Genomic DNA, 20,971 nt, shown 5'->3' with positions numbered 1-20,971 from the left:
CTCAATCTCTCCTCTGCCTAGGCTATTTCATTTAAAAAAGCTTGTAGAATTTTCTGTCCATCCTTAGTGCCAATGGATTCTGGGTGAAACTGTACACCGTATAACGGGTAATCAACGTGTTGAATGGCCATGATCGCGTTGTCGTCCATAGATTGAGCAGTTTTCTTTATACATGTGGGCAAACAAGATTCGTCTAATAGCAACGAATGATAACGCATAACAGGGAGGGGCTGAGGTAAATAAGCGAACATTCCTCCATTTGAATGGCGAACAACCGAGATTTTCCCGTGCATGACTTGATTTGCTTGTTTTATTTTCCCGCCAAAAGCTACACCAAGTAACTGATGTCCTAAGCACACACCAAGTATCGGAACGGATTGGTGAAATTGATGAATGATGGCTAACGATTGGTTCTTTTCATTTGGTGAACCAGGACCAGGTGATAGAACAATGGCTTTTACATTCATTGACTCAATCTCCTCAATAGATATCTCATCATAGCGTGCCACATGCACCTCTTCGCCGAGCATGGATAGACTTTGGAACAAGTTATACGTAAAAGAATCATAGTGGTCAATTAGTAAAATCATGACAACACCTCGAGCAATGACTTTGCTTTATGCAAAGTTTCTTCATATTCAGCCACAGGATTGGAGTCGTAAACAATGCCTGCCCCAGCTTGAACATAAGCAATTTGATTTTTTACCACAAAAGTTCGAATAGCTAAAGCGATGTCTAAATTTCCGTTGAATCCAAGGTAACCAACGGCTCCGCCATATACACCTCGTTTAACAGTTTCGAATTCCTGAATCAGTTGCATCGCACGAATTTTCGGTGCTCCAGATACGGTGCCCGCTGGGAGACATGCGATTAAAGCGTCGAGAGGATGGAGATTTGGTTTGAGTGTGCCACACACTTCAGACACAAGATGCATCACATGCTGATATTTTTCAACGGTCATATATTTCGTGAGATGAATGGACCCAATTTCACTAATGCGGCCTAAATCATTTCTCCCTAAATCGACCAACATTCGATGTTCTGCTTGTTCTTTAGGGTCATTTTGTAACTCGGTTTGAAGTGCAGCGTCATCTTCTTTAGTAGCCCCACGTTTTCGTGTACCAGCGATTGGATTCGTTGTCACTCGATTGCCTTTAATGTTCAATAAACTCTCGGGCGAGGACCCGAGTATGACATGTTCATCAAAATCCACGTAAAACATATAAGGTGATGGGTTTTCCTTACGTAATTTCCGATACAATGTAAATGGATTTTCAGTAAAACGTGCTTCGAGTCTTTGGGATAAGACAATTTGAAAAATATCACCTGCGCGAATATGTTCTTTTGCTTTTCTCACTTGGTCGACATAATGTTCTTGCGTAACGTTTGGTGTAAAAGCAACAGCAGTTAAAGTGTCATCCGAAGCGTTTTCTTTTATTTCTAATTGCTCCTGAATGTTCGTAAGTTCAGTTGGGTCTGTCCCTCTGTGTATAATCGTTACATCTTGCTTTAAATGGTCATAAACAATAATGGTTTCATACACAAGCAAATGGATGTCTGGCATGTCACGATCGTCCAGCAATGGATTTCCTATGGACTCGTACTGCGCAATTACGTCATATCCAATATAGCCAACGGCACCTCCAGTAAAAGGGAAGTCATCATCGTCATCTTCTGTGAATGTCAGTAATGTTTTCAATACATCAAAAGGTTTTCCAATATGCTGCTTGATTTCTTTTGTTCGTAAATCGGTTTCCAATAGTTCTGTTTCAAACCCTCGATATTCTTTCAGTGGATTGGAACCGATAAACGAATACCTGCCAGATTCCTCGTGTTTTAACGAACTTTCCAATAAAAATTTCCGATTTCCCTTTAATCGATGAAAAATAGAGATTGGTGTTAATGTGTCGCCATTCATCCGGAGACGATTTGTTTCATTTACTACACTACTCATGCTCAACTCTCCTCTACTCAAGCACCGCAGAACGCAAAAAAGTCCCCTGCAAGTGAACAATAAAGTTCATCTGCAGAGGACGGAATGACCGCGGTGCCACCTCATTTAAAAGCCTATTTGGCTTTCACTTTAGGATCTGTAACGTAGATCAGACGTTTTCCCGTACTACATTCTGGGAAACTCTCCAAAGTCCATTCACGCAATTCGTTTCTATCAGCTTCCACCACCCGCTGACTCTCTAAAAGAACGACCTTACGCTACTTCTCTTTGTCGTTGATTTCTCGGCTCTTCTCTTCTGTACTCAGCTCATCTGTTCTAATTGGCGATGTCGCTCCCGACACCTTCTGCCTTAAATCCCGAACAAAAAAGTTGTTCTCATCTTATTATGTCTAGTAGGATCTGTCAATCATAAACACGTTTTTTGGAAACTCCTGGGCTTTCGCGCGTAGAAATCGATTGAGAGTGAAAGGTATGGCTTTGAAAGAGCAAGATCTCCAGTTGAAAGAGAAAGATCGTCACTTGAGCGTGTAAGGTCATGAGTATTTAAAACAATCTCTATTTCCGAAATCTTTTTGCAACAATTTAAAGAAATGTTTGATGAAACCTCAGAAACCGCTGGACGCATAAGGACAAACTACCCTCAAAAGCACTCAAAATACGTTCGAATTACGTCACTATCACAACTATGTAATCATTTCGGTAATCGAAAAATAAACCGTATGAAATATGGAAATATTCTAAAAATATTGTTAGAGTTTAATAATCATTTGCAGGGAATCATAGGATAATTAAACAATATCTCCAAAAAGCGAGGGGGAACACTACGATTTATGAAGTATTTCATTTCAATAGACATGGAAGGAATCACAGGATTACCAGATTACACTTTTGTTGATTCATCTAAACACAATTATGAGAGAGCCCGCCGAATCATGACGGAAGAAGCGAATGCAATTATCGAAGGACTCCTTTTAAAAGGCGCAAAAGAAATCCTTGTGAATGATAGTCATTCAAAGATGAATAATTTATTAGTAGAAGATTTACATAGTGAGGCGACACTGATTACAGGAGCGGTCAAGCCTTATTCCATGGTTCAATCGCTAGATCATACATACGAAGGTGCAATTTTTGCAGGTTATCACTCTCGCGCTGGTCAACCCGGGGTAATGAGCCATTCTATGACGTTTGGTGTTCGAAATATGTACATAAATGATGTGGTAATTGGAGAACTGGGTTTCAATGCCTATGTTGCGGGGCATTTTGGAGTACCCGTTATATTAGTTGCTGGGGACGATGGAGCTTGCCGCGAAGCGGAAGCACTTATTCCAAATATCACGACAGTCGCCGTAAAAGAGTCAATTACGCGACAAGCTGTTAAGACGCTTCATCCAAAAAAATCTCAAGCTTTATTAAAAGAACATGTTAAAAAGGCAGTAGATAATCGGCATTTGGTGAAACCATTAACTCCGCCGGAAAATCCGACATTAAGAATTGAGTTTAATAATTATGGCCAAGCAGAGTGGGCAGCATTAATGCCTGGAACAGAAATTGAAAATGGAACGACGATTGTGAAGTTTGAAGCAAAAGACATTTTGGAAGCGTATCGTGCGATGTTAGTGCAAGTGGAGCTAGCTATGCAAACGACGTTCTGTTAGGGGGAATCGCTAGTGCTCGCATATACAATTAAGCGATTTTTCATGATGATCGTGACAATCTTAATTATTTCGACTTTGACATTTATTTTAATGCATTCAATTCCAGGATCACCTTTTAATGAAGAACGGACAACTAACGAAACGATTCAAGCGAATTTAGAGAAATTCTATAAGTTAGATGAGCCTTTGCCAGTCCAGTACTTATATTACTTAAAATCAATTGTTACGTTTGATTTTGGACCATCTATTAAAAAGCCAAATGAAACGGTCAATGAATTACTAGCGAGAGGTTTCCCGATATCGTTTGAACTTGGAATGACGACAATTTTAGTTGCGGTGATTTCCGGTATATTACTTGGAACCTTTGCAGCACTCAGACATAACGGTTTCATCGATTATTTCGCCATGACGTTTGCGGTTGTAGGGATTTCAGTTCCAAACTTTGTACTTGCTACGTTGCTGATCCAAAAGCTAGCGGTCGATTATAATATATTCCCTCCCGCGACCTGGTCGAGCCCCATGCATATGGTGCTGCCGGTACTCGCGTTGGCAACGGGACCAATGGCGATTATTGCCCGTTTGACTCGCTCGTCTATGTTAGAAGTGCTAACGCAAGACTACATTCGAATGGCGAAAGCAAAAGGGCTATCACCATTTCGAATTGTGGCACGACATGCGCTACGAAATGCACTAATGCCTGTTGTGACGATTATGGGAACGATGCTCGCAGGGATATTAACTGGGACATTCGTTATTGAGAAAATCTTTGCCATTCCTGGGATGGGGAAATATTTTGTTGAAAGCATAAATAACCGAGACTATCCAGTTATCATGGGCACGACTGTTTTTTACAGTACGTTCCTCGTATTCATGTTATTTGTCGTTGATATCGTTTACGGATTACTAGATCCTCGAATTAAGTTACATAAGAAAGCGGGGGATGCGTGATGACAAACAACCACGAATCAACAACCGTATCACCCAACCAAATACCAGACGAGTGGTTTCGTAAAAAAGACAAAGATTTAATCGAAGCAGAAGCTGTCGTACGACCATCGCTCTCTTATTGGAAAGATGCTTGGCGACGACTAAAACAAAATAAATTGGCTATGACAGGGTTAATATTCCTTGTGATATTAGCCTTACTTGCCATATTTGGTCCGGTTTTTTCACCTCATGCGGTAGATGGTATGGACTTGCCTAATCAAAATCAGCCACCAAGTGCTGAGCATTTATTTGGAACGGATGAAATGGGACGAGATGTCTTTACTCGAACTTGGTATGGTGCTCGCATTTCATTGTTTGTCGCACTAGCTGCAGCACTAATTGATTTCTTTATTGGCATTATTTATGGCGGCATTAGTGGCTATAAAGGTGGACGAGCTGATGGGATTATGATGAGAGTCATCGAAGTATTGTATGGCTTGCCACATTTATTGGTTGTGATCTTATTGATGGTTGTAATGGGGCCAAGTTTAACAACCATTATTATTGCGTTGACGATTACCGGATGGGTAGGAATGGCGCGGATTGTGCGGGGACAAGTTTTGCAAATTAAGAATTACGAATTTGTAACTGCGTCGAAATCGTTCGGAGCTAAGACACCACGTATAATTCGAAAGAATTTATTGCCAAATACAATGGGTCCAATTATTGTCCAAATGACTTTGACTGTACCAAGTGCTATTTTCGCTGAGGCATTCTTGAGTTTCTTAGGCTTAGGTATTCAAGCTCCGTTTGCGAGTTGGGGAGTTATGGCGAATGATGCACTTCCTGTTATTTTATCGGGTCATTGGTGGCGTCTATTCTTCCCAGCATTCTTCATTTCATTTACGATGTTCGCATTTAATGTCTTAGGTGACGGTTTGCAAGATGCGCTCGATCCGAAGTTGAGGGGGTGACACAAATGAATGAACATCAATTAGATTTAGCCAAAGAAATGGAAAGAGAAAAGAGGGATGAGCTCAGTAGGATGAAGAAACAGAGTCAATCTGTTCCTAGTTATAAAACAAAGAAACAGAAAATGATTTCAGATGAAGTCATTTTAGAAGTTGATAATTTACATGTTCAATTCAGTACTTTTGGTGGAAGTGTTCACGCAGTTCGAGGAGTGTCATTCAATCTTCGGAAAGGCGAAACACTCGCGATAGTTGGTGAATCAGGTTGTGGGAAATCGGTTACGTCGAATGCCATTATGGGACTCATTCCTCAGCCACCAGGTCGAATTTCTGAAGGTCGTGTCATGTTCAAAAATCAAGAACTGACCAAGATGACTAAGAAACAGATGCGAAAAGTGCAAGGGGTCGACATTTCTATGATCTTCCAAGATCCAATGACGGCGCTAAACCCAACGTTAACAATTGGAGAACAGTTAACGGAAGGTGTCCGAACACATACCAATGCGAGCAAATCAGAAGCAAAAGAAAAAGCGCTGGATATGCTTCGCTTAGTCGGGATTCCAAATCCACAAGAACGTCTGAAGCAATATCCCCATCAATTTTCAGGAGGAATGAGACAGCGTATTGTGATTGCGATGGCACTCATTTGTGAACCGGAATTATTGATTGCGGATGAACCAACTACTGCTCTGGATGTAACGATTCAAGCACAAATTCTAGAATTGTTCGAAGAGATTCAACAAAAGACAGGTGTTTCAATTGTGTTGATTACGCATGATTTAGGTGTGGTCGCCAAAATCGCTGATCGAATTGCGGTTATGTACGCAGGGAAAATCATTGAGCTTGGTACGAAGCGAGAAATTTTCTACACACCTCAACATCCGTATACACAAGGATTACTTAAATCGGTTCCTCGTCTTGATTTACTTGAGGAAGAACTTCAACCGATTGAAGGCACACCACCAGATTTATTCTCACCACCAACGGGCTGTCCATTTACAGCGAGATGTCCGTTTGCAATGGAAGTGTGTGAGCATATTCATCCAACTACAACGGTGAAGTCTTCGTCACACCAAGTAGATTGTTGGTTACAAGATGAACGAGCGCAAGCTTTTCGTAATGAATTAAAAGTATAAGTTTGTGGATGTTAGTACATGAAAACCGTGCACCATTTTAGCGAGCAACAACTCAAAAACAGGTTGAACGCACTTATGTGCAAAATGATATAGTTCAAACAATTAACCAAGGGGGAACACACATGAAGAAGTGGTTACTATTAGTATTGACAGCGTTGCTGGTTACAGTATTGGCAGCTTGTACGGCCAATAATGATGCAGGTGAAAAACCAGCGGGTGATAGCGACAAAGGGGACGAAAAAACAGAAGAGAAAGTTCTTTACTTAAATAATGGAAATGAACCAACTACGTTTGATCCATCAGTTGGATTTGATGCGGTTTCATGGAATGCATTGAATAACTTGATGGAAGGTCTAACTCGTTTAGGCGAAGATCATTTACCAAAAGAAGCAACAGCTGAAACAATTGATGTTTCAGAAGATGGATTGACGTATACATTCAACATTCGTGAAGATGCAAAATGGTCAAATGGCGATTCTGTAACAGCAAATGATTTCTTATATGGATGGACGCGTATGTTAGATCCAAATACAGCATCACCAGCTGCATTTTTAGGCTATTTCATCGAAGGAGCGGAAGCGTTCAATACGGGTGAAGGTACGATTGAAGATGTAGGAATGAAAGTTGTAGATGAAAAAACATTTGAAGTAAAACTAACAGCTCCTACTGATGCATTTTTAAACATTATTACAAACCCAAGCTTTTTCCCAGTTAATGAAAAAGTGGCAACTGAAAATCCAGAATGGTTCACGGAAGCGGATTCATTTGTGGGTAACGGACCATTCCAATTAGCAAAATGGGAACACGATGTGAAAATGGTATTCGAAAAGAATGCTGAGTACTGGGATGCAGAAACAGTTAAGTTAGACAAAGTCGAGTGGGCAATGGTAAATGACTCGAATACAGAATACCAAATGTACGAAGCTAACGAATTAGATGTATCAGATGTTCCAGCAGAACTATCGGAGCAACTAATGGATAGCGATGAAGTGTCTGTTCAAGATCAAGCAGGAACGTACTTCTATCGTTTCAATACAACGATGGAGCCATTTACAAACGCTAAGATTAGAAAAGCATTTGGACTTGCTGTGAATCAAGAGCAAATCGTAGAATTCGTAACGAAAAATGGTGAAAAACCAGCACACGGTTTCGTATCTTACGGATTCCAAGGTCCAGACGGAAAAGACTTCCGTGATGCTGTTGGAAATTTAGTTGAGTTTAACGCAGAAGAAGCGAAGAAATTGTTAGAAGAAGGTATGGCTGAAGAAGGCTACGAAACTTTACCAACTGTGACTCTAACATATGCTACTTCAGATACACATCAAAACATTGCAGTAGCTTTACAAGCACAATTTAAAGAAGCTTTAGGTGTAGATGTGGAGCTTGCGAATGTGGAATCAAGTGTGTTTGCTTCTGAACAAAAAGAATTGAAGTATCAATTATCACGTTCATCTTTCTTACATGATTATGCGGATCCAGTGAACGCAATTGAAAGCTTTATCACAGGTTCATCCATGAACCGTACAGGTTGGTCAAATGCTGAATTTGATAAGTTGATTGCTGATGCAAAAGCTGAGACAGATCCAGCTGTACGTTGGAAGCATTTGATGGATGCTGAGGAATTATTAATGGAAGAAGCTCCTATTTTCCCAATTCACTTCTATAACCAAGTGGCTTTACAAAAGCCAGGTTTGAGCGGGATTGTTCGTCATCCAGTCGGTTACTTAGAGTTGAAATGGGCAGATAAATCTGCTAAATAGTACAAGAGGTTGCGGCGTTGCAATAGCGCGCCGCACACTTCTGTTAATAAAAGAAGTTATACTTAGGAGGTATATCTTGTTTTATTAATAGAAGACAGGACTCCAAAGCAGTTGACGTGCTTTCCTTACTGGTCGCTTCACTTAAATATCGAATGTAATTGAAACCGACTAACCTGAAAGAAAATCATCAGTAATGTTTAACAAAACCAAACAAAAAAGAGGGGTAATTCATATGCGTATTAGACCACCGAGATTACATAAAGGGAATACAATCGGAATCATTTCTCCATCAAGTCCACCTAATTTAGAGAGCTTACAACGTTCACTATCGTTCTTAAAAGACCTTGGCTTAAACGTCAAAATGGGAAAACATGTTGAAAGCAAACATGGCTATCTTGCGGGGACTGATGAAGACCGATTATCAGATTTGCATGAAATGCTTGCAGACCCTAAAATCAAAGGCATCATTTGTGCTGGAGGAGGATATGGAGCGGGACGGTATGCAGATCGAATTGATGTGCAATTAATGGCTGAGCAACCAAAAATATTGTGGGGGTACAGCGATATCACTTACTTACACACCACAATTGGTCAATATGCGAATGTCGTTACTTTCCATGGTCCAATGCTCGCTTCAGATGTTGGGTTGGACACATTCCAAGACTTGTCTGCTAAAATGTTCAATCAATTGTTTGAACCGATCGAACTTCATTATTCCGAAGCGATTTCACCACTTACTTCATTGGGTGGCGGTGTTGCTCAAGGAGAATTGGTAGGTGGGAATCTCTCGTTACTCGTTAGTGCACTCGGAACTAAGTTTGAAATTGATACACGAGGGAAGCTGTTATTAATAGAAGATGTGGATGAAGAGCCATATCAAATTGATAGCATGTTAAACCAATTGCGTTTAGCTGGAAAATTAAATGAGGCAGCTGGAATCGTCGTTGGCGATTTTGCTCGTGCTGAACCAAAAAAACGTAAAGAAACCCTTTCACTAGAAGAGGTATTACAACATTACTTGAGAGATTTAAGTAAACCGGTTGTTACAGGATTCAAAATCGGACACTGTGAACCGCATTTTGCTATTCCTCTAGGTGTAGAAGCACGATTAGATGGAGATTCGAAAACACTTACAATCTTACCAGGCGTCGAATAAATGGAGGTGTCCGAACGTGAACATCCTTTCAATTGAAACAGTTCAAGTCGCTGTTCCGCTAACAAAACCTTTTAAAACGGCACTTCGTACTGTGACTGTCGCTGAATCAGTTTTTGTGAAAATAACGACAGATAATGGCATGGTTGGTTGGGGAGAAGCCCCGCCAACTCATGTTATTACTGGTGATTCACTTGGCAGTATCCAGTTTGCTATCGAACAAGTAATTGGACCTCAGCTAATCGGCTTAGATTTACGACATTCGGAGCGGGTTTTTCAAAAATTGCACCACTGTATGGTAGGCAATTCGAGTGCAAAAGCGGCTCTAGATATGGCTATTTACGATTTGCTTGGACAGCAGGCAGGAATGCCTCTCGTAACCTTCCTTGGCGGGTATCGAGATACACTTGAAACAGACTTCACCGTTAGCGTGAATGATGCAGAAGAAATGGCGGAAGACGCTCTGCGCTATGTGAAAAGTGGTTTTAATGTACTGAAGGTTAAAGTTGGAATTGACGATATTGAAAAGGATATTGATCGGATTCGAGCGATTCGAGCAGAAATTGGTTTTGAAACAAAATTGCGTCTGGATGCCAACCAAGGTTGGGAAGCAAAAGAAGCTGTTCGTGCAATTGGACAGATGGAAGATGCGGGTCTACAAATCGAGTTGATTGAACAACCGGTTAAAGCTCATGATATCGAGGGATTAAAGCATGTAACCACCCATACATATACGCCAATTATGGCTGATGAAAGTGTTTTCTCGCCAAAAGATGCCTTACAAGTCCTTCAATTACGTGCAGCTGATTTAATCAACATTAAACTGATGAAAGCTGGGGGCATATATAAAGCATTGAAGATCAACGCTCTTGCCGAAAGTTATGGCATAGAATGTATGACGGGAAGCATGATTGAAACGAAACTTGGTATCACTGCTGCAGCTCACTTTGCCGCAAGCCAGCCAAACATTACTCGCTACGATTTTGATGCACCTCTTATGTTAGCGGAGGACATAGTCGAAGGTGGCGTAATTTATGAAGGACGTATTATCCGATTTTCAATTACGAGTGGTTTAGGTATAGATAAAGTACGTATGGATGAACGATTCATGCGTAAATAGTAGGGGGATTTCACATGTTAGTTCAAACATCAACAACTTGGGTTTGTTCGGTCGCGGTTGCAACCGTATGGACAACACCAGAATCAGTAAGAGAAATCGATCAACCAGGAATAGACATTCCAGTTCGCATGAACAAATGGATTGAAGCTATGACCAATAAAGAATTACTAGACTTGTGCGACGAAAATCGTGTCCAAACTCAATTATTATTTGGTGAACCTGTGATTGTAGAAGAAATAGTCGGTGACTGGGCAAAAGTAATTTGCACATGGCAGACATCTAAAAAACATGAGAGTGGGTATCCAGGGTGGGTACCGGTTTCGCAATTAAAGGAGCTTCCGAGAATCTCGGATTTTGGTTACGCCAAGGTGCGTATTCCAAAAGTTCAATTATGGACATTAGATCGAAAACCAAAACTGGTTGTTCCATTTAATACGATTTTACCTGTAATCGACAGCAATTCTTCCTTTACGATGGTTCATACACCACTTGGTGATTTACTAGTATGGAGCGAGCATGTTGAAATTTCCCCAGGAATTGAATCCTTTATCGAACGTTCTGGAGCAGAAATCGTTGCCTGTGCAAGTACGTTTTTAGAGTTACCTTATTTTTGGGGAGGCATGTCACCGTACGGATTTGATTGTTCGGGACTGACATACAATATGTTCAAAGCACATGGTTACTTTATTCCGCGAGATGCTGGTGATCAAGCTACAAACGGTATCGAAGTGGATATGAACGATAAATCGAACTGGGAACTAGGCGATTTACTGTTTTTTGCAACAGTAGGTAAGGATTCAGTTCGACATGTTGGGATATATTATGGAAATGGTCAAATGATTCATTCTCCTTCAACAGGTCTATCCGTAGAAATCATCGAATTAGAAGGCACAAAATACGTGGATGAATTAGTTGGAGTGAGACGATATGCTCGAATAGAGGAGGATGCGTAATGGCTGATAAGGTTTTATTGGAAGTAAAAGACCTAAAAAGACATTTCGATCTAGGTAAAAACCAAATCCTCAAAGCGGTAGATGGGATCAGTTTTGAAATTTACCAAGGAGAAACGTTTGGACTTGTCGGAGAATCTGGGTGCGGGAAATCGACAGCAGGACGTACCATCATGGGATTATACAATCGTACTGACGGAGAAGTGTCGTATGGTGGTAGAAATGTGCATGAAATGGGCGAAAAAGAGCGATATGAATTTCTGCGCAATATGCAAATGATTTTCCAAGATCCCTATGCGTCACTAAATCCACGCTCGACCGTGTTTGAAATCATTGCAGAACCGATGGAAGTACATGGTTTACACAAGAAAAAAGAAGCTATGCAAAGACGAGTATATCAATTGCTTGAAGACGTTGGACTAAACCGTGACCATGCCAACCGCTATCCACATGAGTTCTCAGGAGGTCAACGTCAACGAATTGGGATTGCACGAGCGCTAGCGTTAGATCCGGATTTCATTATTGCCGATGAACCTATTTCAGCATTAGATGTTTCCGTTCAGGCGCAGGTAGTCAAACTTTTACAAAAACTTCAAAAAGACAAAGGGTTAACTTATCTTTTCATCGCGCATGATTTGTCGATGGTTAAATATATCTCCGATCGAATTGGCGTCATGTACTTAGGGCATATGGTGGAGTTAACAACAAGTGACCAACTCTATGCAAACCCATTGCATCCGTATACGCAAGCATTGTTATCAGCAATCCCTATACCAGATCCAGATATTGAGGAATCTCGCGAACGGATGTTGCTTGAAGGAGAATTGCCGAGTCCAATCAATCCTCCATCTGGGTGCGTGTTCAGAACACGTTGCCCTCATGCAATGGAAGTCTGTGCTCAAGTCAAACCAGCTTGGCAAGAGCATGAGCCAGGTCACTTTGTCGCATGTCATTTGTATGAATAAAACGGAGAGTGGGCACTGAAACTTTTCTTTCCATAAATCGTTTTGTATGATGAATCTAAACCTTTTAAAAGGAGAGAGATTATGACAAATACGATACCTATGAGCGACTCGAGAACGATACAAACTCACTTAGTTTTACCACCAGATACGAATCATCACGAAACCATCTTTGGTGGTAAGGTCTTATCCTACATAGATGAAATCGCAGCAATCACAGCGATGAAACATTGCAAAAGTGGAGTCGTCACAGCTTCGATCGACTCCGTAGACTTCCTTTCTTCTGCAAGAGTAGGCGATGTGTTAGAGCTAGAAGCAGTCGTCAGCTCAACAGGACGGACATCAATGGAAATTTACGTTCGGGTTCAATCGATGAACTTAATAACAGGCGAAACGAAGTTAACAACTGAGTCATTCCTAACGTTTGTCGCAATAGACCAAGCAGGAAAACCAATTCCAGTGCCAGGCATTTCGCCTAAAACGGAATCGGAAACACGATTATTTGAATCGGGACCAGCCAGACGAGAACATCGTAAGCAACGTATTAAAATGAAATACTAATTTTTGGCGAGCAGCTAGTTGTTGCTCGCTTTTTGAATGGAATTAGTGGGGCTTTGATGCAAAGTGGGATTGTAGCTAGATTAAAAATCCCTGGATATTTAACGAAAAAGGCTGCATTCGCAGCCCTAATTAGTTCTTTTACGCTGCGCTTCTGAAGGAATCGCTGGAAGTGGAGAGTTGTTGACCATGAAGCCCAGGAGTTCCGACAAGAAAAGTATTCAACTTACTTAATTACGACTTAAATTCTCTCTTTTATTACCAAATTTGAAACTTTTCTATATAAAAATCGTAATATTAAAAAAGGGGAGAAACTATCATGTTGTTATCTTTCGACAAGTACCAAAATGTACTGATTATAGGAGTATTGCTGTTTTACATATTAAATACGGTCTTCATCCAATCGAATCTGTTTTCAATTATTCTTTTTGTGTTGTTTGTCTTGTTTCAGTTTTTGAGACTTCGAAAAAATATTCAAAAATTATCTTTCATACAAATTGGAATAATTATTACGATTTTCATTGCGACAATCGCTCTTCTCGTCTTCGTGTTTATGTGGCTTAACCATTTAGATAGCACCGGAGTCATTACATTTTCCGACACTTCCATGTTTATTATCCAAATTTCATTGATCGTGCTATTTTTACTGCCTTTAACGACAGGAATTCACAAATTATATCTCCGATTTACTCAAAGTAAAGCTTAAAAAAGGATGTCATCAAAAGATGGCATCCTTTTCCTTTATCGTTATTTTCGATACTCAGAGGCTAACATGCCATATAAATGCATATCATGTCGTCTGCCGTCGCGTTGCATCCACTCTCTGAACGTTCCTTCGTGAGTAAATCCAAGTGATTCATATAATTTTATGGCACCTGCATTGTAACTGAAAACACTTAATTGTACGCGATGTAAATTCACTTCATTAAAAGCATAATTTAATAATAATTGCATCGTTTCTTTTCCGTAACCTTTGCTATGGTAGTCAGGACCAAGGGCAATGGAAACCCATCCGATACGGTGTGGCCAAATGATATCTTCGATCGCACATACTCCTAAAAGATCTTCGCTACCTACGGGACGAATGGCAAAGCGGAATGTTTTATCAGAATGTTCTTCTATTAGTTTTTCTGCATTTTTTTCTGACTCTTCTCTGATAGGGAAAGCATTATAATATCGACCAAAAGCTTCAACGCCGTTCCATACTCGATAGGTCGATAAATCCCCTTTTTTAATTGATGTTAAGCGAATTTTTTTGCCTGTAAACATTAGGTATTCCCCTGTCATAAGTTTTTCTTATAAAGTTTTATTCAATCCATGTCATTTTCTTATTACGCCTCTCGAAGTACAATTCAAGTATAGAAGAGAAGGCGGTGAAGTTAATGGATTTAATTCTACTATATGTCATTGGAGTCGTGGCCACAACGATTGGTACACTTGCAGGCGGTGGAGGTTTTATTAATTTGCCAACAATGCTTTTGCTAGGCATGCCAATACACTCTGCAATTGGTGCTAATAAAGTCTCGAATACAGTGAGTTCCTTCAGTAGTTTTTTCACCTTATATAAAAGAAAACAAATTTCATTTAAAGAGTCCTACTGGATAATTCCGTTCAGTTTAATTGGCGGACTTACAGGTGGCTGGATTGCCTCGCTTTTATCATCCAAATATTTATTCATCGTCGCTATCGTCTTATTAGTACTGGGCTTTCTAACATCTTTCATTGGGAAAGATAATTTTACGGGGAATAAAGAATTAACTCTGAATAAGGTTAGTGGACCCGGACTATACGGAATTGGGATTTATGATGGCTTGTTTGGCCCTGGTCAAGGAACTTTAATGTTGTACTTATTTAGTTATTTAAATGTCGCCTATATTAAATCTGTTGGTCTCGTTAGACTTGCAACGTTCTCCAGTTGTTTTGGTGCAGCAATTAGTTACATTGCTTCAGGTGTCATCATTTGGCCCCTAACACTTGCTCTGATGGCTGGATCAATCACTGGTGCTCAAGTCGGTGTTCGAATTGCTGAAAAGTTAAATCCTCGTTTTGTGAAACCTATTCTTCGAATCATTACAGCTATTTTAATCGTTCAATTAATACTGGAAAATCTCATTTTTTAAGGAGGGGCTGATATTGAGGTCTCTCTTTTTTTAATGGAAAAATAAATTCGTTCATTAACAAAGTGGTAGAATGCATATTTCCCGGGAAATTCTGCGTTTTCAAGATGTTATGTTGGAATAAAAAGCTAAATTTGAAACTTTACTCGGTTTGTTTCGTAAATAAAGACATTGGCGATGCGGAATTGAACTTTATTGGATATATTTCGTCTTATAAAAATACTACTTTAGATAGGGAAGGTGAAAAGTGTGGAGCAACAACCAATCGTAGAATTGAGACATCTTTCGAAGACTATTGGGAAAAAGAAAATTATTGATAATTTAAATCTGTCTTTATTTCCCGGACAAATCACAGGGTTTTTAGGACCAAATGGTGCTGGGAAGACGACAACCATCCGAATGATGTCAGGACTAATGAAACCGACAAGTGGAGAAGTCGTTGTTGAAGGGCAATCATTAAACGATCACTTTGAAGAGACGATGAGTAAAGTGGGCGTAATTGTAGAAAATCCAGAGATGTATAAATACATGTCTGGATGGAAAAACCTGTTGCATTTTGCGCGAATGGATAAAACAGTTACGAAAGAACGCATCACTCAAGTAGTTGAACAGGTAGGAATGCAAAATCGTATCCATGAGAAGGTATCTTCTTACTCACTAGGGATGCGTCAAAGATTAGGACTAGCTCAAGCGTTGCTTCACCGTCCGAAGTTTCTTATTTTAGATGAACCGACCAATGGTTTAGATCCAGCAGGGATACGCGAGTTTCGTACATATTTAAGAAAAATTGCTGTCGAAGATGGTGTGTCTGTGTTTGTTTCAAGTCATTTATTATCTGAAATTGAACTCATGTGTGACCGTATCGCCATCATTCAAAATGGTCAGCTGATTGATCTTAGAGAAATGAACCAAGTAGAGGAAGCTCATTATTATATTGAAGCGCAACCTGCAGAACAAACGCGCGAACTACTTATTGCACAAGGACTTGTGCCTGAAGTTAGTGGATCCGGGTTTATTGCTAAAGTGGAACAAACGCAAATTCCTTCAATCATTCAAGCACTAGTGGCTGCGAATATGGAAGTGTTTGCAGTTCAACCATTCCGCAAAACATTAGAAGATCAATTCTTAGAAATGACAGGAGGTGGCCAAATTGCTGAATCTCATAAGAAATGAATGGATGAAATTATGGCATAAAAAAGCCACTTGGATCATGGCAGGATTGTTAGTCCTCATCTTGATAGGTGTATCCGGTATTGGGAAATGGGCTCAATCAAATATGATGCAACCAGCAAATCAACCAACGTGGGAACAGAATTTGACTGAAAATCAAACAATCACGAAAGCTCAACTTGCTGAACCAAACATTGATAAAGAATATAAAAAGCAACTTGAAGAAGATTTGGCGATTATTGACTATCGATTGGCGCAAAATGAACCACCAATCGACCCAGGTAGTCGCGAACAACATATTCTAGATTCTAATACAATGTTGTCATTAGTATTGATGTTTGCGGTAATCGCTGCTGCAAGTATTGTAGCTGCCGAATTCTCTCAAGGCACAATCAAAATGTTATTGAGCAGACCTGTTAAGCGTTGGAAGATCCTAACGTCTAAATATGTAACAACCATACTGTATGCGTTCGTTTTAACAGTAATTGCGATAATTTCAGCAGTCATCGCGGGATTCATTTTCTACGATTCAGGAAGTGGCGTATTGCTGGATGTGCAGGATGGAAAAGTTGTTGAGATATCTTATTGGGGTCGAGTGATCGCCTTATATGCACTACAATTTGTTGGTGTCATTGTCTTTACTACCTTTGCTTTTGCGATTGGTAGTGTATTCAGAACAAGTTCATTAGCCATCGGATTATCGATTTTCCTTTTATTCATGGGACCTAATATTGTCTACTTCTTAAGAGAATATGAATTTACAAAGTATATTTTATTTACGCATATTGATTTAACGGGATATATTAACGGCAATATGTTCGTTCAAGGTATCACATGGCCGTTTTCAGTAGCAGTGTTGTTGATGTATATGGTGCTGTTTTTATTCATCAGTTACTGGTCATTTACAAAACGAGATATAACAGCTTAATGAAAAAGACATCGTTGCCCAGTAAAAGGGACGATGTCTTTTCTAGTTTTGTTATCCTATAACATTTATGACTACCTTACCTTTAGCGTGTCCTTCTTCTAAATATCGAATCGCTTCGGGTACATCATTTAAAGTGTAACATTTGTCTATAACTGAGGTTATTTTGCCAGAACTCAGTAACTCTTGTATTATGTGCAGGTCGGCTTTTTTGCGCACCGCAAAGAGCATTACCATTTTCTGACTTACGAAACGAGATAAGACTAGAGCTCGGAGCGAACGACTTAAAGGGCCGAGAAAACGCCCCTTATCAGGACCACCAACTAAGACGAGAATTCCATTTGAGTCCAATACTCGTCGACAATCTGTCAGCGAATGATTTCCTATAGCATCAAAAATGAGGTCATATTGTTGTTCACTTCGAGTGAAATCTTCTAGCGTGTAATCGATGACATGGTCTGCTCCAATTGAACGGACCATTTCTACATTTCGAGTACTACAAACACCAGTAACAATCGCACCGAACGATTTGGCAATCTGAACCGCAAACGTACCTACACCCCCAGCCGCACCATTAATCAAAACCTTTTGACCGGGCTGAATCTGACCTTGATCGCGTAGTCCCTGCAATGCTGTAAAAGTAGCAATAGGTACAGCAGCTGCTTGCTTAAAGGTCACATTGTTTGGTTTAATCACGAATGCCTTTTCATTAGCACAAACATACTCAGCAAACGCACCATCGCAGCCTCCGAATACCTCGTCTCCTGGTTTGAATTCCGTAACGTCTTTACCCACAGATTCAACCGTACCAGCCACATCTACACCTAAACGATTGTTCTTTGGTTTTCGTAACCCCGCTTGTATGCGTAGAACGTAAGGGGTGCCTCTCATAAAGTGCCAGTCCAAGGGGTTAACGGAAGCAGTGTGAACTTTTAAAAGGACTTCATCGTCTTTCGGAATAGGTTTTTCTAGTTCTTTAAGTTGGAGGATATTAGACGATCCGTAATTTGTATAGACAATCGCTTTCATAGGTAGGTCTCCTTAACATTCATTATAATCACTACATGACATGATTTCTTATCATTTAATTCGACAAGAATTATCATAAGCCTTTAAATTTGAATTTAAATGAAATTGAACACTGTGTATGCTATGTAAACATTATTAATTTATATGCCTTTACTTAATGAAAAAGACATCGCATCCCGATAGTGGGAGCGATGTCATTCTACTTATTAAATATCATGGATGGAAGAAATAAGGCGATCAGATGAACTTGCAACCTGTGTCGTTGCATTGGTCAATTCGTCTAAAACGGTAGCCATTGTAACGATTTGTTCAGTTGTACGCTCGCTTTGGTCTTTAATACCAGACATTGCGTCAACAATTGTGTTAAACGATAAAGACAATTGTTGTTGTGTATCAACCGATTCGTTAATTTGTGTGTCTACATGCTGAACCGAAGATTCCATGTTCGTGATGCTTAATTCAGTTTGCTGAATTAAAGACGAGACACTTTGGACTGCAGATTTTGTTTCCTCAGCTAACTTTCGAACCTCGTCAGCCACGACTGCGAAACCACGTCCGTGTTCACCAGCTCGTGCGGCTTCGATCGAAGCATTAAGCGCTAGTAAGTTCGTTTGGTCTGCAATCGATGTTACAAGTCCAACAATCTCGCTGATTTTTTGAGAAGAAATTCGTAACTTTGTCATCGTTCCTTCAAGAGTTGTCACGCTGTCCAAAATCGATTTCATTTGATTGCTTTGTTGATCCAATAATAATTTACCTGATTGCGATTTTTCTTCAGTAGAATTAACGAAGAATAACCCTTGTTTCGTAAAGCTCGCAATTTCGTCAGATTCAGCAGATAATTGTTGAATCGATGCATTGGTTTCTTCACTAATTGCACCTAATTCTTCAGCAGTTGTGCGAACGGTGGAAATTAAATTCTCCTTTGTATCAGCTGCTTCTTGGCGAATACGCTCATGTTGTGCATCGTAAGCTTCGATAACTAATTGTTGCTCGAAATTAAGTACTTTTGTGATCGCTTTAATTGCCAAAATGTTGTCAGTTGCAGACATATTTAATGAGAAAATAATATCAGTTAATCCAGAAACAAAGCTTTGGAATGAACCCATATACCACTTTGTTCCAAGACCAATTCGAACATGTACATGTGCAATGGTATGACGTTGGTTTATGTATGCTTGATTAATTTGTCCTTCAAACATTTCGTCTAAATGACGTTTTAAAGTTACTTTTAAGCGATCGACAGAACTGTTTTTTTGAATGATTTCATTTAAGCCTGAACCATATTCAAGGGCTTTGTAAAAATGAGTTACTAAATCCTCAAGATGAGGTTGAATATGTGGTTGAAGTTGTCGAATGACAGCCAAATCATTTTTGGTTAAGTCTATCATTTGAATCTGCTTCTCTAGTTCCTTATTATGAGATAGGTCAAGAATAACCTGCTCTTGCCAAGTTTGTGGATCTAACACAATTGATTTATTTGTAGCTTTTTTGCTTCTAAACATAGTCACCATGCACGTGTCCCTCTTCCTTTTACAATAACTAAAATAGTCCCTACGTACCTATATATCGACACGAATACTATTTTTTTGAGAATACATCGACAATAAAGATTAGATTTTATGAAAAGGAGACGCGAATGTGAAAAAATTTCTATCTATCGTAAATATCTTATTTTTACTCGTTTTAGGCGGACTCCTTTTTGTATGGATTGAAAGAGAAATCGAAAATAAGCGAATTCGAGAGGCAAGACCATTGCCTAGCGGTTTGCACCAAATAGTAGAAGACAAGAGTATGGAATTAGTCGAACAAGCGAATAAAATAGGAATTCCTATCCTCATTACAGATGGATTTAGATCCATAGAATCACAAAATGAAATATACGAACAGGGCAGAACAAGTAGTGGCGCAATTGTTTCCTATGCAAAAGGAGGCGAAAGTTATCATAATTACGGACTTGCGATCGATTTTGCCTTACTCAATCAAGACAAATCCATTTCTTATGATTTACAAAGAGACTCCAATGGAAATGGAGAAGCAGACTGGTTTGAAGTTGCCCAAATAGGAAAAGAACTTGGTTTTACATGGGGTGGCGACTGGCGTGGCTTTAAAGACTATCCTCACTTTGAATATACTCTTGGATTATCGATTCGTGAACTGCAAAATGGTTGGAGAATCGAAGATAAAATAGAAGAAAGTAAATGATAAGTAAAAGTGACTGTTTCGACAGTTGAGGGAATTGGAAACTCCTGGTCTTTCGTGCGTAGAAATCGACTTTGAGTGAAAGGTCAGCCTGAAAGAGCAAGATTATCACGCGAATGAGAAAGATTAACTCTTGAAAGAGAAAGGTCTTTCTGAGTTCCATGACACAAGTGTTGCTAGTAGCTCTAAAGGAAGCGAAGCGTAAAAGAACTAATCTGGGCTGCTATTGCAGCCTTTTTTGTGTGTGCCAGGCATGGCAACTATCTAAGTGGTGAAAGTCCACTGTGGGGGTACACATCGACCAACCACTAAGGAAGCGCAAGGTACTTATCGTGAGGTAAGGGCTGGAGGAAGCGTGGAATAAAATCTTGGCTCGACGAAC

20 protein-coding genes and 1 other annotated feature are annotated in these 20,971 nt (G+C 39.8%); of the genes, 15 read left to right on the top strand and 5 right to left on the bottom strand.

Annotation, left to right across the window (positions count from 1 at the left end; translation table 11 throughout):
• Positions 1–17 precede the first annotated feature (17 nt).
• Both AC3EA5_RS06325 and trpE read right to left on the bottom strand, forming a co-directional pair.
• Positions 18–590 (bottom strand): anthranilate synthase component II, encoded by a 573-nt coding sequence (locus AC3EA5_RS06325; protein WP_488607552.1) that lies wholly within the window; start codon positions 588–590, stop codon positions 18–20.
• On the bottom strand, positions 587–1,954 hold the full coding sequence (trpE, locus tag AC3EA5_RS06320) for an anthranilate synthase component I (RefSeq protein ID WP_488607551.1): 1,368 nt from the start codon (positions 1,952–1,954) through the stop codon (positions 587–589). Before trpE ends, AC3EA5_RS06325 begins: the two co-directional genes overlap by 4 nt.
• A gap of 72 nt (positions 1,955–2,026) precedes the next feature.
• Positions 2,027–2,237 (bottom strand) — a binding site (T-box leader).
• Positions 2,238–2,784: 547 nt separating this feature from the next.
• Here trpE and AC3EA5_RS06315 point away from each other — a divergent pair.
• The 11 genes from AC3EA5_RS06315 to AC3EA5_RS06265 all read left to right on the top strand — a co-directional run bounded on the left by AC3EA5_RS06315 (position 2,785) and on the right by AC3EA5_RS06265 (position 13,852).
• The gene (locus tag AC3EA5_RS06315) at positions 2,785–3,609 is read left to right on the top strand and encodes a M55 family metallopeptidase (RefSeq protein ID WP_488607550.1); all 825 of its coding nucleotides are present in this window, start codon (positions 2,785–2,787) and stop codon (positions 3,607–3,609) included.
• Positions 3,610–3,621: 12 nt separating this feature from the next.
• Positions 3,622–4,557, top strand: coding sequence for an ABC transporter permease (locus tag AC3EA5_RS06310; protein WP_394190762.1), 936 nt, complete (start codon positions 3,622–3,624; stop codon positions 4,555–4,557).
• On the top strand, positions 4,557–5,510 hold the full coding sequence (locus tag AC3EA5_RS06305; protein ID WP_394190764.1) for an ABC transporter permease: 954 nt from the start codon (positions 4,557–4,559) through the stop codon (positions 5,508–5,510). The genes AC3EA5_RS06310 and AC3EA5_RS06305 overlap by 1 nt, the downstream gene beginning before the upstream one ends.
• A 122-nt stretch (positions 5,511–5,632) precedes the next feature.
• A complete protein-coding gene (locus AC3EA5_RS06300) occupies positions 5,633–6,643 on the top strand; it encodes an ABC transporter ATP-binding protein (protein WP_488607640.1) in 1,011 nt (336 codons plus the stop codon).
• 122 nt (positions 6,644–6,765) lie between these two features.
• Positions 6,766–8,403, top strand: coding sequence for a peptide ABC transporter substrate-binding protein (locus AC3EA5_RS06295; protein WP_488607549.1), 1,638 nt, complete (start codon positions 6,766–6,768; stop codon positions 8,401–8,403).
• A gap of 232 nt (positions 8,404–8,635) precedes the next feature.
• Positions 8,636–9,559: a S66 peptidase family protein gene (locus tag AC3EA5_RS06290; protein ID WP_488607548.1), complete on the top strand. Its 924-nt coding sequence runs from the start codon at positions 8,636–8,638 to the stop codon at positions 9,557–9,559.
• A gap of 16 nt (positions 9,560–9,575) precedes the next feature.
• On the top strand, positions 9,576–10,676 hold the full coding sequence (locus tag AC3EA5_RS06285) for a dipeptide epimerase (RefSeq protein WP_488607547.1): 1,101 nt from the start codon (positions 9,576–9,578) through the stop codon (positions 10,674–10,676).
• 14 nt (positions 10,677–10,690) lie between these two features.
• Positions 10,691–11,629 carry a C40 family peptidase gene (locus AC3EA5_RS06280; protein ID WP_488607546.1) on the top strand — a complete coding sequence of 313 codons (939 nt, stop codon included), beginning with the start codon at positions 10,691–10,693 and terminating at the stop codon, positions 11,627–11,629.
• Positions 11,629–12,591 (top strand): ABC transporter ATP-binding protein, encoded by a 963-nt coding sequence (locus AC3EA5_RS06275; RefSeq protein ID WP_488607545.1) that lies wholly within the window; start codon positions 11,629–11,631, stop codon positions 12,589–12,591. The genes AC3EA5_RS06280 and AC3EA5_RS06275 overlap by 1 nt, the downstream gene beginning before the upstream one ends.
• A gap of 81 nt (positions 12,592–12,672) precedes the next feature.
• A complete protein-coding gene (locus AC3EA5_RS06270) occupies positions 12,673–13,149 on the top strand; it encodes an acyl-CoA thioesterase (protein WP_394190775.1) in 477 nt (158 codons plus the stop codon).
• Between the two features lie 316 nt (positions 13,150–13,465).
• Complete coding sequence (locus tag AC3EA5_RS06265) at positions 13,466–13,852, top strand: hypothetical protein (RefSeq protein WP_488607544.1); 387 nt, start codon at positions 13,466–13,468, stop codon at positions 13,850–13,852.
• Positions 13,853–13,893: 41 nt separating this feature from the next.
• Here the strand turns inward: AC3EA5_RS06265 and AC3EA5_RS06260 are convergent, their stop codons facing one another.
• Entirely contained in the window at positions 13,894–14,415 is a 522-nt protein-coding gene (locus AC3EA5_RS06260; protein WP_488607543.1) for a GNAT family N-acetyltransferase, read from the bottom strand.
• Between the two features lie 113 nt (positions 14,416–14,528).
• On the opposite strand from AC3EA5_RS06260, the gene AC3EA5_RS06255 reads away from it, so the two are divergent.
• The 3 genes from AC3EA5_RS06255 to AC3EA5_RS06245 all read left to right on the top strand — a co-directional run bounded on the left by AC3EA5_RS06255 (position 14,529) and on the right by AC3EA5_RS06245 (position 17,361).
• Entirely contained in the window at positions 14,529–15,266 is a 738-nt protein-coding gene (locus tag AC3EA5_RS06255; RefSeq protein WP_488607542.1) for a sulfite exporter TauE/SafE family protein, read from the top strand.
• A gap of 246 nt (positions 15,267–15,512) precedes the next feature.
• Positions 15,513–16,436 carry an ABC transporter ATP-binding protein gene (locus AC3EA5_RS06250; protein ID WP_488607541.1) on the top strand — a complete coding sequence of 308 codons (924 nt, stop codon included), beginning with the start codon at positions 15,513–15,515 and terminating at the stop codon, positions 16,434–16,436.
• Complete coding sequence (locus AC3EA5_RS06245; protein ID WP_488607540.1) at positions 16,414–17,361, top strand: ABC transporter permease; 948 nt, start codon at positions 16,414–16,416, stop codon at positions 17,359–17,361. The genes AC3EA5_RS06250 and AC3EA5_RS06245 overlap by 23 nt, the downstream gene beginning before the upstream one ends.
• A 51-nt stretch (positions 17,362–17,412) precedes the next feature.
• Here AC3EA5_RS06245 and AC3EA5_RS06240 read toward each other — a convergent pair whose 3' ends face one another.
• Both AC3EA5_RS06240 and AC3EA5_RS06235 read right to left on the bottom strand, forming a co-directional pair.
• Positions 17,413–18,387 carry an NAD(P)-dependent alcohol dehydrogenase gene (locus AC3EA5_RS06240; RefSeq protein ID WP_488607539.1) on the bottom strand — a complete coding sequence of 325 codons (975 nt, stop codon included), beginning with the start codon at positions 18,385–18,387 and terminating at the stop codon, positions 17,413–17,415.
• A gap of 206 nt (positions 18,388–18,593) precedes the next feature.
• Positions 18,594–19,901, bottom strand: a complete 1,308-nt coding sequence (locus tag AC3EA5_RS06235; RefSeq protein WP_488607538.1) for a globin-coupled sensor protein — start codon at positions 19,899–19,901, stop codon at positions 18,594–18,596.
• Between the two features lie 127 nt (positions 19,902–20,028).
• Between AC3EA5_RS06235 and AC3EA5_RS06230 the strand changes: the two genes are divergently transcribed.
• Complete coding sequence (locus AC3EA5_RS06230) at positions 20,029–20,592, top strand: M15 family metallopeptidase (RefSeq protein ID WP_488607537.1); 564 nt, start codon at positions 20,029–20,031, stop codon at positions 20,590–20,592.
• Positions 20,593–20,971: the final 379 nt, after the last annotated feature.

It is taken from the genome of Paenisporosarcina sp. (genome assembly GCF_057785155.1).
The sequence above is the reverse complement of the archived record's forward strand: the minus strand, read 5'-3'. Positions and strand labels throughout refer to the sequence as shown.

What these genes read in the sequence shown, in the direction of transcription:
- AC3EA5_RS06325 (WP_488607552.1), bottom strand. Translation starts at nt 590, where the DNA reads ATGATTTTACTAATTGACCACTATGATTCTTTTACGTATAACTTGTTC.
- trpE (WP_488607551.1), bottom strand. Translation starts at nt 1,954, where the DNA reads ATGAGTAGTGTAGTAAATGAAACAAATCGTCTCCGGATGAATGGCGAC.
- AC3EA5_RS06315 (WP_488607550.1), top strand. Translation starts at nt 2,785, where the DNA reads ATGAAGTATTTCATTTCAATAGACATGGAAGGAATCACAGGATTACCA.
- AC3EA5_RS06305 (WP_394190764.1), top strand. Translation starts at nt 4,557, where the DNA reads ATGACAAACAACCACGAATCAACAACCGTATCACCCAACCAAATACCA.
- AC3EA5_RS06300 (WP_488607640.1), top strand. Translation starts at nt 5,633, where the DNA reads ATGATTTCAGATGAAGTCATTTTAGAAGTTGATAATTTACATGTTCAA.
- AC3EA5_RS06295 (WP_488607549.1), top strand. Translation starts at nt 6,766, where the DNA reads ATGAAGAAGTGGTTACTATTAGTATTGACAGCGTTGCTGGTTACAGTA.
- AC3EA5_RS06290 (WP_488607548.1), top strand. Translation starts at nt 8,636, where the DNA reads ATGCGTATTAGACCACCGAGATTACATAAAGGGAATACAATCGGAATC.
- AC3EA5_RS06280 (WP_488607546.1), top strand. Translation starts at nt 10,691, where the DNA reads ATGTTAGTTCAAACATCAACAACTTGGGTTTGTTCGGTCGCGGTTGCA.
- AC3EA5_RS06275 (WP_488607545.1), top strand. Translation starts at nt 11,629, where the DNA reads ATGGCTGATAAGGTTTTATTGGAAGTAAAAGACCTAAAAAGACATTTC.
- AC3EA5_RS06270 (WP_394190775.1), top strand. Translation starts at nt 12,673, where the DNA reads ATGACAAATACGATACCTATGAGCGACTCGAGAACGATACAAACTCAC.
- AC3EA5_RS06265 (WP_488607544.1), top strand. Translation starts at nt 13,466, where the DNA reads ATGTTGTTATCTTTCGACAAGTACCAAAATGTACTGATTATAGGAGTA.
- AC3EA5_RS06260 (WP_488607543.1), bottom strand. Translation starts at nt 14,415, where the DNA reads ATGTTTACAGGCAAAAAAATTCGCTTAACATCAATTAAAAAAGGGGAT.
- AC3EA5_RS06255 (WP_488607542.1), top strand. Translation starts at nt 14,529, where the DNA reads ATGGATTTAATTCTACTATATGTCATTGGAGTCGTGGCCACAACGATT.
- AC3EA5_RS06240 (WP_488607539.1), bottom strand. Translation starts at nt 18,387, where the DNA reads ATGAAAGCGATTGTCTATACAAATTACGGATCGTCTAATATCCTCCAA.
- AC3EA5_RS06235 (WP_488607538.1), bottom strand. Translation starts at nt 19,901, where the DNA reads ATGGTGACTATGTTTAGAAGCAAAAAAGCTACAAATAAATCAATTGTG.